We start from the raw sequence: 15807 nt of genomic DNA, 5'->3' as shown, positions 1-15807 counted from the left end.
TGGCATTACGACGGCAAATCGCGCGTGGCGGGCACCGCCGCTTGTTTTTTTCGCAGAAACGGCAAGTACATGAGCGAAAAAATCGCGAAGGCAACTCCTTCAAGCGAGAGAATGTACCACGGATACGGGCCAAGGAAGTCGATCAGGCTGGGATTTTCAGGTTTGTGCGAGACAAACAAGTAATTGCCCCCTGTCCAGCTGTTCACGGCGAGTGCCGCGACCAACAGCCCGTTCAGCAAGCCCATCGTCTTCCAGACGGAGCGGTAAGTCGGGCGATAGCCTTCGACCCACGTCATGTACAGGCAGGCGAGAACGATCCCTGCGTGAGCGAGAAAAAAATGCCAAAAGCGGAAGTGCGGGAACGGGTAAAACAGTTCTGGCGTAATCAATGCCTGCGCTGCACCGCCAATGCCCGCAAAAAATGTGACTTCAAACAAGCTGTAGCTTCTCGAAAGCAGCATGACGATCGCAAGCAACAAAGTGACGCTGCACAATTGCAACGGCAAAGTGTAGGCAGCCGACCAGCTTCCCGTATAGACATGCCAGAGCTGAAAGCCCACTTCCGTCAGCAGCAACAGCCCAGCCAGCGAAAAGCGGATCGTCCGCTTGGCAGCAGGTGCTTGCAGGCGGTGACGAAGCAAGTAAAGCAGGAGCGCTGTGCCAAAAGTGGCAAGCAAGGCGATGAGGTGCGACAGCGAAAAGAGTTGAAAAGGCGCACCGGAGATGAAGAGCGAAAAGTAAGGCGAGTTCATGAAAGCCTCCCAGGCGGTGTCTGTTTATCTGTTTATGTAAAAGGAAAAGCTGGGCAAGCCAGTTGCAAGGCGAGTGCAAGCTTTTCCTTTTGTAATTGAAAGAATTCACGAAATTTTAACACAAAGCTGCTTATTCCATATCAATCTTCGGTTATAATCTAAATAGACTAACGTACATCATTGAGAGGAGATATAGTCTTGAACTTGGTGCTCACAGAAAAACAATGCAAATCCTGCCAGGCTCGCTTGACAGAGTACGAAATCGAGAACAATGGTGCCCTCTGCATGGAGTGCTACAAAGAAGAACAAAGCGAGCAAAAGTAGCAGCACGACGCAAGTCAGCATGTTGCCACACGAATAAATAGATGTCTGACAGTCAAGGCCCTCTCCAAGCGAGAGGGTTTTTGAATTTTGAAGGAAACTTCCTAAAAAAGGATACCACACATTCGAGCGAATTGGAAAATATGGAAAAAACCATTGGCGCATGTCGTCCAATGGTTTTTGGCGTGGGCGTGCAAGCAAACTAGGCTTCCCAAAGCGAGGCTGATTGTTTGACTGTGATGGCATGTTTAGGGCTGCCAAAGCCACTCAATGTATTGTTGTGGTGGGCGATGATGTCTGGTGCCTTGAGGACGGAAGTGTCAGTGGTAGAGTGGCAATCTCCGACGAGAATCACGTCATAATCGTGAGAGATGGCACTTCTGCTCGTTGTATCGATACAATAGTTCGTCTGGAACCCGGCAATGATCAACTTTTCAATGGCGAGTGACTGCAACTTTTCATGCAAGCCTGTTTCATAAAACGAGTCGGGCGCCATTTTATGAAACACCGGATCGGTTTCTTCCGGCTTGATGGAAGCGGGAATTTCCCACCCTGGCGATCCGAGAGCCAGTTCATCCGTTTCTCCGGTATTATGTTGCACGTAGAGAACAGGAAGCTCGCGAGTTCGCGCCTCGGCGATCATATGTTTGATCCGTTCAACGATTTCCTCGCCTTGGTGACAGTATTCCACGAGCAGGTTTTGCACATCGACAACGAGCAAGGCAGTCTTTTTCATCCGACAGTCATCCTCCCCACATATCATGAATCTCTCCCATTATAATCCAGATGGCAGGACAAGGGGAGAACGAAATCACGCCGAGCGAACTACTTTTCCGGCAGAGGAATGATCAGTTCACTCCGGCGGCTGCCGTCCTTGGCGCTCGCTTCGAACAGGATGAGCATGAGCGTGCTGTTCGGCTCGGCTTTTTTCACCTTGACCGTCTGGGTGAAGTCGCCCCATTCAGGAGCGCCGGAGGAGGTTTGGAAAAAGCCTTGGGTCAATTCGTTGTGCCCATCCTCCACGACGTAATTGACGACTGCTTCAAACACTTGCGCCTGCCCTTTGACTTCAAACGTGTCTTCCCCCGTTTTTTTCACGGTGACATTGCGAAAAATATCATTGGCATATACCGTTTCTTTTGTTTCAGGCTGCTCGGCAGGCGGTTTTTCAGCCGGAGTTTGCGGGTTAGAGGGAGCAGGCGTCTCAGGCTGTGCCGGAGTCTCGGGCTGCGTGGTTGCAGGCGGAGTTTCCGGGGCAGGGGGAGAGCTGGTGCAGCCTTGCAACAGGCCGACGGTCAACAAGACAAAAAGAAGTTTTTTCATAAACGTACCCCTCGATTCTGTAGAGATATGGCGAGTCTTGCTCTTAGTATGACGTAAAAAAGCCAAATTGTGTTTCAAACTACTGGTCATACCACTCCGATTCTGTGCTAGAATGGGGAGGTAGCATTAACCACTATTCCTAGAAAGCTGGTCTGATAAGAATGGTACAACAAACATTTCGCACGGAAAAAGACTTTCTTGGTGAAAAAGAAATTCCTGTAGATGCCTATTATGGTGTCCAAACCATGCGGGCAACAGAGAACTTCCCGATTACCGGATACCGTCTTCATTCTTCCCTGATCATCGCAATGGCTATGGTAAAAAAAGCAGCAGCCCTTGCGAATATGGAGGTTTCCCGTCTGAATCCGCGACTGGGCAATGCGATTGTGACTGCCGCGCAGGAGATCATTGAAGGGAAATGGCACGATCAATTTATCGTGGATCCGATCCAGGGTGGTGCGGGAACATCTATTAACATGAACGCCAATGAAGTGATCGCCAACCGCGGTCTTGAGCTTATCGGAGAGAAAAAAGGAGATTACTTCCATCTCAGTCCAAATACACATGTCAACATGTCGCAGTCGACCAACGACGCATTCCCGACTGCGATTCATATCGCGACGCTCGACTTGCTGGAAAAACTGCTCGTAACGATGGAGTCCATGCACGATGCATTTGGCCAGAAAGCAAAAGAGTTTGACGACGTCATCAAAATGGGGCGCACGCACTTGCAAGACGCGGTTCCGATCCGTCTCGGCCAGGAATTTGAAGCGTATCGCCGCGTGCTGGAACGCGACATCAAGCGGATCAAGCAATCTCGCCAGCATTTGTACGAAGTGAACATGGGCGCGACCGCTGTAGGGACAGGCTTGAATGCCGACCCGCGCTACATTACAACCGTTGTCGAGCATTTGGCAACCATCAGCGGCTTCCCGCTCGTAGGGGCGGAGCACCTGGTAGATGCGACGCAAAACACAGACGCGTACACAGAAGTGTCTGCTGCATTGAAAGTTTGCATGATGAACATGTCAAAAATCGCCAACGACCTGCGTCTGATGGCATCCGGACCGCGTGCCGGACTGGGCGAAATCTCGCTGCCAGCACGTCAGCCAGGATCTTCTATCATGCCAGGTAAAGTCAATCCGGTTATGGCCGAGGTGCTCAATCAAGTAGCCTTCCAAGTAATCGGAAACGACCACACGATCTGCTTGGCTTCCGAAGCGGGCCAACTGGAACTGAACGTGATGGAGCCAGTGCTTGTCTTCAACCTGCTGCAATCGATCAGCATCATGGACAACGCGTTCCGCGCGTTCACCCGCTACTGCCTGGAAGGCATCGAAGCAAACCGCGAGCGCATGAAAGAATACGTGGAAAAAAGCGTAGGCGTCATCACGGCGGTCAACCCGCATCTGGGCTATGAAACGGCTGCCCGCATCGCGCGCGAGGCGATCCTCACCGGAAAATCGGTGCGCGAGCTGTGCTTGCAGTACAACGTCCTGACAGAAGAAGAACTCGATCTCATTTTGGACCCGTTCGAGATGACCCACCCGGGCATCGCCGGCGCTTCCCTGTTGGATCGCCAGTAGAAGCAGCAAACGCAAGAAAACTCCCGCCCTTGTGCAAAACGAGGCAGCGGGAGTTTTTTTGTTGCTGACAGAAGCAACAGGCTATCGCGCATGCGAGCGGTGCAGCCTGTTGATCTCGTCCAAAGCTTTTTATGGGGAGCTTTGCTGATGTTGCGGCAGTTGGTCGAGACTTTTGAACTCGTAGCCGCGCTTGCGAGCTTCGTCAATGATCGAGCCGAGCGCGTCGGCATTGTCCTTGGAGACGGAGTGCAAAAGAATCACCGCTCCCGGATGCAGCTGTCCCATTACGCTGTCGAAGGCGAAGCGGGAACCGCGCTGTACTTTTGTATCCCAGTCCTTGTAGGCAACTGACCAAAAGACGTTGGTGTAGCCGAGTTCTTTGCTGACCGCGAGAGTCCGGTCGCTAAAAATTCCCCGCGGGGGGCGGAGATAGCGCATGGTCGCCTGTCCGGTCACTTGGCTGACGGCTTCTTTGACCCGATTCAGCTCTTCCTTGATCTTTTCGTTCGGTACGGTGGTCATGTCAGGGTGACTCCAGGAGTGATTGCCAATCAGGTGCCCTTCCTTTGTCATCCGTTTCAACAGCTCAGGCTGCTCCTTCACGTAATGTCCGGTCACGAAAAAGATCGCAGGGACCTTTTTCGCCTGAAGCGTGTCAAGAATGGCCGGGGTAAAGCCGTTTTCATATCCGTTGTCAAACGTCAAGTACAGCTCTTTTTTGCTGGTGTCGCCCAAAAAAACCGCGCCGTGCCGATCCACGATTCCTTTAAAGCCTTCCTCGTTAATAGAAGGAAGCTGTCCATTTTTGCTCTTTTTGAAGCCGAAATGGTACGGGTGATCCTGATAGGCGACAGCCGCGGAAAGCGGCAAGGTGAACGCCAACGCAAGCATGAGAATGACACCCGTTCTGAGGAGCCTTGTGCAGTGTGCTTTCATGATGCGATACCCCCTTCTTTGTCCATATCGTCATGACGGTCTCGCAGACGTTTCCATCCAAAGTTTGTCCAGTCCATCTGCAAATATGTAACAGCTGCGAAGCGCATGGCGACATCGATCAGCCAGAGCGAGGTGGCAAGATGTGTAAAAATCTACGCGCACAAAAGGGACAATCAACCATACATGCAAGCGGCAGCCGTCATATAGTATCAATGTCGACGGGAAAGCCGCTGACGAGGCTGTATGAAATCATCCGGTACCAGGAGGTGTAGTCATGGATTGGTTGCGGTATTTGCGTGACGCCGTTGGTGAGGACGAGGACATTGAAGAAATCGAAGTAAAAGTGGAATACGAAGATGGCACGAAGAAAAAATGGATCTTCTCGCGGAATCAAGATCCGGTCTTGGAAGACAACGACGACGAAGATGACGAGGACGAAGATTAATCATTCGATATAGCGAAAAAAGATACGCTCGCCAAGGCGTATCTTTTTTCTTTCGAAATCTGCTATCATGAAACATATTTTAGGAAGCAGGTACAGGCCATGAGCTTTTCAATCAGCCATCAAAAAATCAAAGAATGGTGCGGTCGCCTCTCCTACGAGCGGGGCAAAGCCTTTTATCGCTCGCAAAAGGTGAGCGTCGATACGTTTCAGCCTGAGCCGATGATCGTTCGGGCAACCGTTCAGGCAGGCAAACACGACTACCAGGTACATATGGAAGGGGATGAGGCAGGGATCGTGGCGACGTGCAGCTGTCCTGCGCTGCGTTCCTATGAACAGTATTGCCAGCATATTGCGGCTGTGCTGTTGACTGTGCGTGATCTGCCGCAGGATGAGTTTTCGCCAAAAGGGAGCCGCGTGAACACGCCAGCTTCCAGGGAAAGCGCGACGGCAGACCGGGACGATCAATTGACACAGGGCATCCTCGACTTGTTTGGCGGAGCAAGACGGCAGGGGACAAGCATGAGGAAGGTACTGCTTGACGAGCGGGCGGTACTGGAAGCGGAAATCATTTGCAAAATCGTGCCGTACGGCTATCGCAAAGCGGTGATCGGAATCGAGCTGAAGCTAGGACCAAAACGGCTGTACGTCGTCAAAAACATTCGGGACTTCCTGGCGAAAATGGAAAAAGGGGAGCCGTACGCCTTTTCCGCCCATTTTACTTACGATCCGAAGTGTCATCGCTTTTTGCAGGCGCATGAACCGATCATGGAAGAGCTTGTTCACGTCTATCATCATGAAAAGCTGTACCGCGAGACAGCAGGATACAGCTATCAGGAGGCAAAAGCGGCAGGCTCGGAGCGAACGCTGATTGTCCCGCCTTTTGCCTGGGACAGCTTGTTTGCTCACCTGCTCAAAGCTCCTGGCGTGCGCGTCGTACAGGGCGAGCAGACGTATGAAACGTTTCAGGCGCAAAGCGGGAAGGTGCCGTTGCAGTTTGCATTCGATGCGGGTGACAGCGAAGCCGAATACCGTTTGACCGTCGAGGGCTTGTCCGGTTTGACCGTGCTTCGTGAATACGGATGTATTTTGCATGACGGCGTGTGGATGAAGCAGTCAACAGATGCCTGCAACAACCTGCAGCAGTTGAAACAGATGCTGGAAGCGCATCAAAGACAGGACATCGTCGTCCCCAAGGAGCAAATGGAGCCATTCATGACCAAGGTCGTTCCGGGCTTGATGAAGCTTGGCAGCGTCCGCATTGCCCAGCCTGTTGCCGACCGGATCGTGCAGACCCAGTTGAAGGCGAGGCTCTATCTCGACCGGATACGCGATCGGCTGCTGGCCGGACTGGAATTTCAGTACGGCGATATCGTCATCAATCCGCTTGTCACAGACACGAATGGACAGAACAGAGACAACGATCTGATCTTGATGCGCGACGGAGAGAAGGAGCAGCGGATTTTGGAACTGATGGAACAAAGCGCCTTCGTCCAGACGGAAGCGGGCTATTTTCTCGATGACGAGGAAGCCGAATACGAATTTTTGCACACGGTCGTGCCCGAGCTGGAAAAATGGTGCAAAGTGTACGCGACCACGGCGGTCAAGCTGAGGCTGGCTTCCATGCACGTTCCGCCAAAGGTCAAGGTAGAGATCAATGAGCGGACGAATTGGCTGGAAGTCCGCTTTGACGTGGAAGGCTTCCCGCCTACTGAAATCAAGCAATTGCTGCTCGCGTTGGAAGAAAAGCGCAAATATTACCGCCTGCCTACAGGGGCGCTCTTGCCTTTGGAGACGAAAGAATTTGAGCGGATCAACCAGCTTGTCGACGAAATCGGAGTGCGCCACGCCAACTGGATCGCCAGCGGCTTTTCGCTGCCGATGCTGCACGGCTTGCGCTTGCTGGACACGCCGCAGGACAAGACGGTGCAGTTCGGGAAAACGTTGCGCAGCTTTCTGGAAAATATGCGCAACCCGGACAACCTCGACTTCCGCGTACCGGACAGGATGGAACCAGTTTTGCGCGACTACCAGAAGTTCGGCTTCCAATGGCTCATGACGCTCGCCCATTACGGTTTTGGCGGCATTTTGGCGGACGATATGGGGCTTGGCAAAACGGTGCAAAGCATCGCGTACATGGTAGCCAAGCTCCCCGACATTCGCAGCCGCAAACAACCGATCCTGATCGTTTCGCCTGCCTCGCTTCTGTACAACTGGCGCAACGAGTTGAACAAGTTCGCTCCGGAGCTTGTAGTCCGCATCGTGGACGGGAGTCGGCAGGAACGGAATACGGCGCGCGAGGAAGCGGAAGCGGTGGATGTGCTGATCACGTCTTACCCGCTTTTGCGCAGGGATTACGCCGAATATGCCGAGCGCACGTTTCACACGCTGTTTTTGGATGAGGCGCAGGCGTTTAAAAACCATACTACCCAGACGGCGCAGGCTGTGAAGAGCATTCAGGCCGGGCAGCGCTTTGCCTTGACCGGAACGCCGATCGAAAACAGGCTGGAGGAACTGTGGTCGATCTACGACGTTGTGTTTCCCGAGCTGTTTCCCCAGCGCAAAGCTTTTCAGGACTTGCCAAGAGAAGTCATCGCCAAGCGGGCCAGACCGTTTTTGCTGCGCAGGCTGAAATCAGAGGTCTTGCAGGAGCTGCCGGAAAAAATCGAAACCTTGCAAGCGACGGCGCTTCTGCCGGAGCAGCAAAAGCTGTACATCGCCTATTTGGCCAAGCTGCAACAAGACGCTGTGAAGCATTTGAACGAACAAACTTTTGACAAAAACCGGATCAAGATTTTGGCGGGCTTGACCAGACTTCGCCAGCTGTGCTGTCATCCAGCCCTGTTTGTTGAAGGCTACGAAGGCAGCTCCGCCAAATTCGAGCAATTGCTTGAGGTGTTGGAAGAATGTCTCGGCGCAGGCAAGCGCGTCCTGCTCTTTTCGCAGTTCACGGAGATGCTCGCCATCATTGGTCGGGAGCTTGGCGATCACGGCATTCCGTTTTTTTACCTGGATGGCAACACGCCAGCCGCCGAACGGATTGAACTGTGCAACCGATTCAACGACGGAGAATGCGACTTGTTCCTCATGTCGTTGAAGGCAGGGGGGACGGGTCTGAATTTGACGGGAGCGGACACGGTCATTTTGTACGATCTGTGGTGGAATCCGGCTGTTGAGGAGCAGGCAGCAGACCGGGCGCACCGGATCGGCCAGAAAAGGGTCGTCCAGGTCATTCGACTGGTGGCTCAAGGGACGGTCGAAGAAAAAATGTACGAGCTGCAGCAAAAGAAAAAGCATTTGATCGAGGAAGTCATCGCCCCCGGAGAAGCAGCGATTTCGACGATGAGCGAAGAAGACCTGCGGGAAATTTTGATGATATGACCAAAAAGCGGCCAGTCTGCCAAGTTGCGCAGAACGGGTCGCTTTTTCGTTGGAGGAATTGGCAAACTGCCAAGGATATTTGTCCGTTTCGTCAACCTGTATACACGAATATTTTATGAAGAAGGTGAGCGCTTGAATTAGGAACACGGGGGGAATGGAATGGAACAGTATGTGATCAAACCATGGGACACTAGAGATGGAAGCGAGCCCACTCCTGTCGATTGGGATATGCAAGTACCTCCGGAAGTAGATGCAGTCGCTGAGCTTGTCATAAAGGAATACGACATGACCGTTCACAACAGGACATTGATTACCTCGAAGCCTGACAAAGGCGGTGCCATCTGGCGAATCGAGACGAACAAAGGTCCGCGCAGTCTGAAAGTGCTCCACCGGACGCCAGAGAGAAGCCTCTACAGCGTAGGTTTGCAGGAATACGTAGTCAGGCAGGGAGCAAGGGTGCCAGCGCTGATTCCGGCCAGGGACGGGAAGCTGTTTGTGGAGAAGGGCGGAAAGCTGTGGATTGTCACCGACTGGATTTCCCTTGAACCAGCGGCCAAAGTCGACCTGACAGGGGCGCAGGAGCTGTGCTACGGCTTGGGCGAATTTCATCGGCACACCAAAGGGTACGTGCCGCCAGCAGGGGCCAAAAACTCTTCCCGTCTGTATCGCTGGCCCAACTACTATCAAAAGATCGCCCAAAAAATCGGCTGGATGCGTGAAATGGCCAAAGCGTATCGGGAAACGGCGGCAAGCGGTCCGATCTTGGCGGTCGTCGACAAATACGAACAGCAAGCAATCGCAGCACTGGAGCGGCTGAAAGCATCTTCCTATCCGAAAATGGTGCAAATGGGCGAGCCGCACTGGGGATTGGTTCACCAGGACTACGGCTGGTCCAATGGACAGAACGGACCTGGCGGACTGTGGGTTATCGACCTGGACGGCGTGGCGTACGACTTGCCGTTTCGCGACCTGCGGAAGCTGATTACCAGCACGATGGACGACATGGGTGTCTGGGACGTGACATGGATGAGAGGGATGATCGAAGCGTATCACCGGGCGAACCCGCTCGATCGTGAGTCCTTCGAAATCCTGCTGCTCGATATGTCCGTGCCAAACGAATTTTACAAGCATTTAAAAGAAATGTTTTACGATCCGGTCACCTTCCTGAACACCGAGGCAGAGGGTATTTTGCAGCGGGTCGTGGCAACCGATCAGACAAAAGACCAGGCGCTTGCGGAGTTGGCCAAAGACAGCAGTCAATACCAGCCAGGCGATTACACGCAAGTGGTTGTACCGCGTTCACCGGAACGGCAGTCGCTTGCGAGTACAGAGCATCAGGCAAACTGGCAGCTTGCTGACCAAATGCAGCTTCCTGCTCAAAGTCAAGTTCCAGAGCAAAGTCAAGTGCTTGTGCCTGTCGCGGAAGAAAAAGCGGTACTGGCAGCAGACGCCCGCCGACCAAAAGCGAAGGTCGAGAACAAGCCAGACGAAGTCAAGGCGAAAAAGGCGCTGCGCATTCCTGAGCCTGAGCCGATCCGCGCCGCTACAGTGAAGAAGCCGCAGGAGCCGAAGGAGCGAGAAAAGGCGCGGCCGGAAACGCGCAAAGGGCCGGTCAAGCAAGAAAAAGAACGCACTCCGGTTGCTGTCCAAACAACCACTCCTCCGTCAGGCTGGTTCATCAAGGCCCCAATTGTTACACCCGTTGAAAAAGCGGAGCCTGCCAAGAAACAAGGCCCGCGCCTGAAAGCAAAAGTAGCACCCGCAAAACGTGCAAGGACGGGAGATAAGCCAGTCAAGAAGAAAGCGTCCAGTCAGGGAAGCAAACAAAGCGCAACGAACAAAAAAGCGGTTGCCAAAAAAGCAATTACAAAGCTGCAAGCAAAAAAACCGCTCAACAAGTCTCCCAAAACGAGCGAAAAAGCAAAAGCAGGGAACCAAGTGGTAGCAAAGTCCGGTTCTCCCCGGAAAACTCAGCATGCAGCCGTCACGCATCCATACAAAAAAACGGCAGCTCCAAGCCGGAAATCAGCCAGCAGCCAAGCAAAAAAGCCGCGTTCGGCAAAAGCGCAAAAAACAGGCAGAAACATGCTGTGAGTCGCAATAGGAAAGGAGAATTCGGATGAAGGTAGTCATGATCTGTACGGAAAAACTGCCCGTTCCTCCGGTGCGGGGCGGTGCGATCCAGACGTATATAGCGGGAATCGCGGACACGCTGGGACAGCACCATGATTTGACCATTCTCGGGACGTCTGACCCGACTCTCGCCATGGACGAAAGGGTGCGGAACGTCCGTTATGCGCGTGTGCACGGACTCGGCGTGTTCGAAATCTACGCGCAGGAAGTGCTCGCGTTTTTGCGGGCGAATGCGTACGATGTCATCCACGTGTTCAATCGGCCGCGGCTCGTGCCGATGATTCGGGAAGTGTGCCCGAATGCGCGAATCGTGTTGAGCATGCACAACGACATGTTTGATGCCGCCAAAATCTCTCCGGAGGACGCGGCGCAAGCCATTGCCAGCACATCAAAAATCATCACGATCAGCGATTATGTCGGCCGCGTCATCGCGTCGCTCTACCCGCAAGCCCAAGGCAAGCTGCGCACGATCTATTCAGGCGTCGATTTGCAGACGTTCGTACCGTGGGAAAGCTCGCAGACCGCGCGAAAAATTCGTCAGGAGCTGCGGACTGCGCACAATTTGGGAAACAAGCAGGTCATTTTGTTCGTCGGCAGGCTCACCCCGAAAAAAGGGGCGGACATTCTGGTGCGGGCGATGAATGAGCTTGGTGCCCATCATGACAATCTGGCGCTGGTGCTCGTAGGCGGTTCGTGGTACAGCGTCGACAAGATCAGCGATTACGTAGCGTATGTACGCGCGCTCGCCGACCGTTTGCCGATTCCGGTCATTACGACTGGATATGTGGCAGCAGAAAACATTCACCACTGGTTTTGGGCGGGAGATATTTTCGTCTGTCCTTCGCAGTGGGAGGAGCCGCTTGCTCGCGTCCATTACGAAGCGATGGCCGCAGGGTTGCCGTTTGTGACGACGAAGCGCGGTGGAAACGCAGAAGTCATCATCGGAGGAAACGGGCTTTTGGTAGAAGAACCGGAAAATCCGCAGTCGTTTGCCACCCAGTTGAAACAGCTGCTCGCCAGTCGTGAGTTGCAGCGCAAAATGGGCAACAGCGGCAGGAAACTGGCAGAGCAACGCTTTACGTGGAATCGGGTGGCCGAGGAAGTGCTGGATGTATGGAGGAGCTTGTCGTTTGAAAACTGACGGGAGACAAATGCCCACTTTCACGAGACGGGATCGGAGAAGTGGGCTATGGCTCGTTTTTTTCCCGCAGAAAAGACAAGCCTACGGTTGCTTATTCAAGCCTTCGAGAGCTTGTCCAAAACAACAAAAGCTGTCGCTGCAAAAAGCAGCTCCCACTCCTGGGGTGTTTTTGCATAAAGAGGACGTCGCATGAGGCAAAGGAGTGGGAGAACGGGGGAAGGCGCGTACCTTACAAAGCTTTTGCCGATCCTTCGATCACTTTCAATACGACGGGTTCAGCCTCGTCTTCTTCGTGCGTGGCAAATGCCTCGGCCGGAGGTGGAGCATCCGGGATGATCGCGGCAATGCGGTTCAGCGGGATGAGAATACAAGTTCCGTGGTTGGCGTCCAGCGCAAGCTCGATGATTCCATCGTCTACTCTCTTTAGTTGTCCGACCCGATAAGGGCGGCTGTCCGGCCCCCAGTCGGAAGTAAGGATCACTTCGATGGTCCGGTTTTGCCGCATGCATTTTTGCAGTTCCTTGCGCAGTCCAGCCACGCTTTCCTGCTCGGGAGTATCCTCTGCTTCTACGTCCACTTTGACAATCGGAGCGGGAATGACCAACGGCTTGGGCGCTTCGAACTGGACGATTGGCGCTTCTACCTGAACGGTCGGGGTGGCGCTGGTGACGGATACATGAGGAGCAGGCGTCGTCACTTTCACCTGGGGTGCGCGCACGTGGAGGCGGACGATTCGGTGCAGCCTGTCTAGCAAGCGGTTGGCAGTCCGGCTACCGGGCTGACGGCGCCTGCTGCTCGCGGCTGACTTCGCTCTGGCCTTCTTTTTGGCTGATTTCAAGAGAATACACCTCCTACTGTCTTGCTTTATCCTATTCAGCACAAAAACGGACCGAAATGGACAAATACCCGCAGAGAACGAAAATCAGGCAGGAAAACATCGGTAAATTTAGCGGAAATTTTTAAAATCAAATGGAAAATCGTGTATACTATTCAGGTAATCTCAAAAAGAGAGATGGAGGATTTACCATGAATCAAATGCCAATGACCCCAATGGGAGTGGGGAAATTATTGGACAAAAGCTTTAACGTTTACCGTCAGCACTTCGGAGCGTTCTTTCTCCTGGCTCTTATTTGGTTTGGCCCTTTTCTGCTGGTGCAGCAGTTGCTCCTGATCGATGTCAGCAGCATTCCGCTGCTCATGCAGGATACGGAAGGGCTGGAATTTTGGGAAGCAATGGGTGAAAAGTTTGGTGGTCAAGAAGATTTGCTCACCCAAAACGTAGCCATGATGCTTCTGTATGCGTTCGTCGTTGCGCCGTTGACGATGGTTGTTGCCTATCCGCAATTGATCGCGGGTGCCACGTTCATGACGAAGTCTGCGTTGGAGGAACAGCCTGTTGATTTGAAGGCGGGATTGAAGCAAGCATTGGGCAGATTTTGGCCGCTTGTGGGGAGCACGATTGTTTACGGCTTGCTGGCGGTCGCCTTGACGATCGGTTTTCTGCTCGTCTTTATGCTCATCGGCTTCTTGCTGGTGCTGGCTACCGGAAATTCGATCGAAACGTTCTTCGATTCCGACAGCACGTTGAGTCCGTTTATTTTTATCGTTGTCTTTTTGTTCGGCTACATCTTGTTTTTGGCCGGAATCGTTCTCGTCCCGGGTTATTTCCTGCTCAGATGGAGCTTTTACCTGCCGCTCGTCCTGTTTGAAAGAAACGGCATCGGGATCGACAAAAGCTGGAATTTGACAAAAGGAAATTTTTGGCGATTGTTTGCGATCTACCTCGTGCTCAGCATTCTGTATTCGATCTTTTCCGGCGGCATCCAGGTGGCTGTCATGGGCATTATGGGAACGTCTGTCATCTCCCAAATCATCATGGTCGTGCTCAGTTGCCTGCTGATGCCGTGGATGGCGATTGTTTATGCGCTCGCCTACTTCGATTTGCGAGTCCGCAAAGACGGCACGGACCTGGAAGCCCTCATGAGCAAACAACTGGATCAAGATATCGACCGCCTTTTGGCAAAAGAATCAGGAGCTACCCATGAGTAACGCAAACCCTTGGACAGCGGACAAGGAGCATTTGCAGGAAATTTTGCAAAGGGACGAATTTCACGCTCTTCAGGACAACGGGCCAAGCCTCTGGGAGAGAGTGATCGATTTTTTGATCGACTTGATTTCCAAACTTTTTTCGTGGTCAGAAGTTCCGGCGGGGGCTGCCACGACGGCATCCACCGTTGTCCTGATCGTCGGAGCATGCTTGCTGATCGCGGTCATTTTTTGGCTGTTCCGCAGAATGGTATGGGAACAAAAGCGGCAGTCGCCCCTGTTCGTTCACGGTGAAAAAATTCGCACGCACGCCGATTACTTGCGGGAAGCAAAAGAATGCGCTGCCCGCGGTGATTGGCGTGCAGGGGAGCGCTCGCTGTTTTTGGCGCTGCTTGTCTACATGCAAAAGCAGTCGTGGATTCGGATCGAGCAATGGAAGACGAACTGGGAATACGCAGCGGAAATCGAACTCAACCAGCCGCAGGCAGAAGGGCAGTTTCGCCGTTTTGCGCGCGCCTTCGAGCAGGCTTGGTACGGGCAAGTAGAAGTAGATCAATCCGGCTATGCAGAGCGGATTCGCGAGCTGGAGCAGATTTTTGGCAAGGAGGGACAGCATGAATAGCCTGAGAACGTATCGGATCGGCATCATCGTGGCGATCGTGCTGCTCATCGTCGTCGGCTGGTTTGTGGTCAAGCCGGCAGCGACCCACTTGCCGCCTTACCTGGCGTCTTCCGCTCAGCCGGACGGAATCAAGGCTGTACTGCTTTTGCTGGAAGAGAAAGGCGGACGGGTCAAGGAATGGCGGCAGCCCACTCACATGCTGCCGACAGCGTCTGGACAGGCGCTCCTGGTCGTGGAGCCGCAAAGCTTGACGGACAAGGAACAGGAGTCCTTGCTTGAGTGGGTCGAGAGCGGAAACGACCTGCTTCTGTTTTCCGAGCATCCAATCGATTGGGAAGATGTGCCCTTTGAGCCGAAATTCAGCGAAGGTGCAAGCAAAGAACGCAATATTCAAGGCCAGGGACTGCCAGAAGGACAGAGCGGAAAAGCCAGGACGCTTGTCAGATGGCAGGAAGCAGATGGGCTGGAGCCGCTGTTTTATGACGAGCAAGGGATTCTTGCAGGCAGAGTCGAGCTGGGGGCTGGAAGCGTCTCGTATTTTCTCGTCCCGGATTGGTTGACGAATCGCAAAATAAACGAATTGTCCCATTTTGAGGCGGTATGGCCGCATTTGCAAGAAAACTGGTCGGTGATCTGGGTGGACGAATATCACCACGGGTTGCAGGAGACGCCGGGTTTGCTGGCGATTTATCCCGGCTGGCTGGTCGCGACCATCATTCAGCTGTCGCTTGTGTTGCTGTTGTTCGTCTGGTGGAAAGGGAAACGGTTTGGCCCTGTCTACACTTTGCGCGAATGGACGGTGCGACGCGGGGACGAAACGCTTCTCGCCGTGGCGAGCTGGTATGAGCGGCGAAGCCTTGCGCGTGATGCGCTCGCGCACAGGGAGGCGTACTTGCGCCAGCTGCTGCACGACCGCTGGGGGATTCACCAAAAAGCGGACCGCGCACAAATTTTGCACAGTGCCAAGCAGCGGTGGAGCGAACCGCGCGTCCAGAAGCTCGCTGATGTGCTGGAGCGTCTGGAACGAGTGCGCAGCCAGGAGAAATACTCGGCGAAGCAGCTTTTGGCAGACAGTCTTTTGCTGGATGAAATGATTACGGAATTAATGAAGGAGTGACGTATAC

Annotated in this window: 14 protein-coding genes; 9 read left to right on the top strand and 5 right to left on the bottom strand. The window is 53.4% G+C overall.

Annotated features, from left to right (window positions below; genetic code table 11):
• Positions 1 to 5 precede the first annotated feature (5 nt).
• On the bottom strand, positions 6 to 752 hold the full coding sequence (locus tag HP435_RS17465; protein ID WP_173598054.1) for a YwaF family protein: 747 nt from the start codon (positions 750 to 752) through the stop codon (positions 6 to 8).
• 198 nt (positions 753 to 950) lie between these two features.
• Here HP435_RS17465 and HP435_RS29105 point away from each other — a divergent pair, with 198 nt between their 5' ends.
• The gene (locus tag HP435_RS29105; protein WP_255679085.1) at positions 951 to 1076 is read left to right on the top strand and encodes a hypothetical protein; all 126 of its coding nucleotides are present in this window, start codon (positions 951 to 953) and stop codon (positions 1074 to 1076) included.
• A 199-nt stretch (positions 1077 to 1275) separates the two neighbouring features.
• Here the strand turns inward: HP435_RS29105 and HP435_RS17460 are convergent, their stop codons facing one another.
• Both HP435_RS17460 and HP435_RS17455 read right to left on the bottom strand, forming a co-directional pair.
• Entirely contained in the window at positions 1276 to 1809 is a 534-nt protein-coding gene (locus tag HP435_RS17460; RefSeq protein WP_173598055.1) for a cysteine hydrolase family protein, read from the bottom strand.
• A gap of 89 nt (positions 1810 to 1898) precedes the next feature.
• A complete protein-coding gene (locus tag HP435_RS17455) occupies positions 1899 to 2396 on the bottom strand; it encodes a Gmad2 immunoglobulin-like domain-containing protein (protein ID WP_173599671.1) in 498 nt (165 codons plus the stop codon).
• A gap of 161 nt (positions 2397 to 2557) precedes the next feature.
• Here HP435_RS17455 and aspA point away from each other — a divergent pair, with 161 nt between their 5' ends.
• Positions 2558 to 3982 carry an aspartate ammonia-lyase gene (gene aspA, locus HP435_RS17450; protein ID WP_217365361.1) on the top strand — a complete coding sequence of 475 codons (1425 nt, stop codon included), beginning with the start codon at positions 2558 to 2560 and terminating at the stop codon, positions 3980 to 3982.
• A 129-nt stretch (positions 3983 to 4111) separates the two neighbouring features.
• Here the strand turns inward: aspA and pdaA are convergent, their stop codons facing one another.
• Positions 4112 to 4918, bottom strand: a complete 807-nt coding sequence (pdaA, locus tag HP435_RS17445; protein WP_122965115.1) for a delta-lactam-biosynthetic de-N-acetylase — start codon at positions 4916 to 4918, stop codon at positions 4112 to 4114.
• A gap of 274 nt (positions 4919 to 5192) precedes the next feature.
• Here pdaA and HP435_RS17440 point away from each other — a divergent pair, with 274 nt between their 5' ends.
• The 4 genes from HP435_RS17440 (at position 5193) to HP435_RS17425 (ending at position 12015) form a co-directional block, all read left to right on the top strand.
• A complete protein-coding gene (locus HP435_RS17440; RefSeq protein ID WP_167470324.1) occupies positions 5193 to 5363 on the top strand; it encodes a hypothetical protein in 171 nt (56 codons plus the stop codon).
• Between the two features lie 99 nt (positions 5364 to 5462).
• Entirely contained in the window at positions 5463 to 8741 is a 3279-nt protein-coding gene (locus HP435_RS17435; protein ID WP_173599672.1) for a DEAD/DEAH box helicase, read from the top strand.
• A 159-nt stretch (positions 8742 to 8900) separates the two neighbouring features.
• Positions 8901 to 10835 (top strand): CotS family spore coat protein, encoded by a 1935-nt coding sequence (locus tag HP435_RS17430; RefSeq protein WP_173599673.1) that lies wholly within the window; start codon positions 8901 to 8903, stop codon positions 10833 to 10835.
• Positions 10836 to 10860: 25 nt separating this feature from the next.
• Entirely contained in the window at positions 10861 to 12015 is a 1155-nt protein-coding gene (locus tag HP435_RS17425) for a glycosyltransferase family 4 protein (protein ID WP_173598059.1), read from the top strand.
• Positions 12016 to 12244: 229 nt separating this feature from the next.
• On the opposite strand, the gene HP435_RS17420 is transcribed toward HP435_RS17425, so the two are convergent.
• Positions 12245 to 12853: a hypothetical protein gene (locus tag HP435_RS17420; RefSeq protein ID WP_122965119.1), complete on the bottom strand. Its 609-nt coding sequence runs from the start codon at positions 12851 to 12853 to the stop codon at positions 12245 to 12247.
• Between the two features lie 188 nt (positions 12854 to 13041).
• Between HP435_RS17420 and HP435_RS17415 the strand changes: the two genes are divergently transcribed.
• From HP435_RS17415 to HP435_RS17405, 3 genes are read left to right on the top strand one after another with little or no spacing between them, the layout of a single operon-like run.
• Entirely contained in the window at positions 13042 to 14064 is a 1023-nt protein-coding gene (locus tag HP435_RS17415) for an ABC transporter ATP-binding protein (RefSeq protein ID WP_173599674.1), read from the top strand.
• Positions 14057 to 14683, top strand: coding sequence for a DUF4129 domain-containing protein (locus HP435_RS17410; protein ID WP_122965121.1), 627 nt, complete (start codon positions 14057 to 14059; stop codon positions 14681 to 14683). The genes HP435_RS17415 and HP435_RS17410 overlap by 8 nt, the downstream gene beginning before the upstream one ends.
• On the top strand, positions 14676 to 15800 hold the full coding sequence (locus tag HP435_RS17405) for a DUF4350 domain-containing protein (protein ID WP_173596460.1): 1125 nt from the start codon (positions 14676 to 14678) through the stop codon (positions 15798 to 15800). The genes HP435_RS17410 and HP435_RS17405 overlap by 8 nt, the downstream gene beginning before the upstream one ends.
• Positions 15801 to 15807 lie beyond the last annotated feature (7 nt).

The sequence above is a fragment of the Brevibacillus sp. HD3.3A genome, from assembly GCF_013284375.2.
Lineage (GTDB): Bacteria > Bacillota > Bacilli > Brevibacillales > Brevibacillaceae > Brevibacillus > Brevibacillus parabrevis.
This window is presented reverse-complemented; position numbering and strand designations above follow the sequence as displayed.

Excerpts from the sequence above, each read along its gene's own strand:
- HP435_RS17435 (WP_173599672.1), top strand. The coding sequence starts at position 5,463 with ATGAGCTTTTCAATCAGCCATCAAAAAATCAAAGAATGGTGCGGTCGC.
- HP435_RS17465 (WP_173598054.1), bottom strand. The coding sequence starts at position 752 with ATGAACTCGCCTTACTTTTCGCTCTTCATCTCCGGTGCGCCTTTTCAA.
- HP435_RS17460 (WP_173598055.1), bottom strand. The coding sequence starts at position 1,809 with ATGAAAAAGACTGCCTTGCTCGTTGTCGATGTGCAAAACCTGCTCGTG.
- HP435_RS17415 (WP_173599674.1), top strand. The coding sequence starts at position 13,042 with ATGAATCAAATGCCAATGACCCCAATGGGAGTGGGGAAATTATTGGAC.
- pdaA (WP_122965115.1), bottom strand. The coding sequence starts at position 4,918 with ATGAAAGCACACTGCACAAGGCTCCTCAGAACGGGTGTCATTCTCATG.
- HP435_RS17455 (WP_173599671.1), bottom strand. The coding sequence starts at position 2,396 with ATGAAAAAACTTCTTTTTGTCTTGTTGACCGTCGGCCTGTTGCAAGGC.
- HP435_RS17430 (WP_173599673.1), top strand. The coding sequence starts at position 8,901 with ATGGAACAGTATGTGATCAAACCATGGGACACTAGAGATGGAAGCGAG.
- HP435_RS17425 (WP_173598059.1), top strand. The coding sequence starts at position 10,861 with ATGAAGGTAGTCATGATCTGTACGGAAAAACTGCCCGTTCCTCCGGTG.
- aspA (WP_217365361.1), top strand. The coding sequence starts at position 2,558 with ATGGTACAACAAACATTTCGCACGGAAAAAGACTTTCTTGGTGAAAAA.
- HP435_RS17410 (WP_122965121.1), top strand. The coding sequence starts at position 14,057 with ATGAGTAACGCAAACCCTTGGACAGCGGACAAGGAGCATTTGCAGGAA.
- HP435_RS17405 (WP_173596460.1), top strand. The coding sequence starts at position 14,676 with ATGAATAGCCTGAGAACGTATCGGATCGGCATCATCGTGGCGATCGTG.
- HP435_RS17440 (WP_167470324.1), top strand. The coding sequence starts at position 5,193 with ATGGATTGGTTGCGGTATTTGCGTGACGCCGTTGGTGAGGACGAGGAC.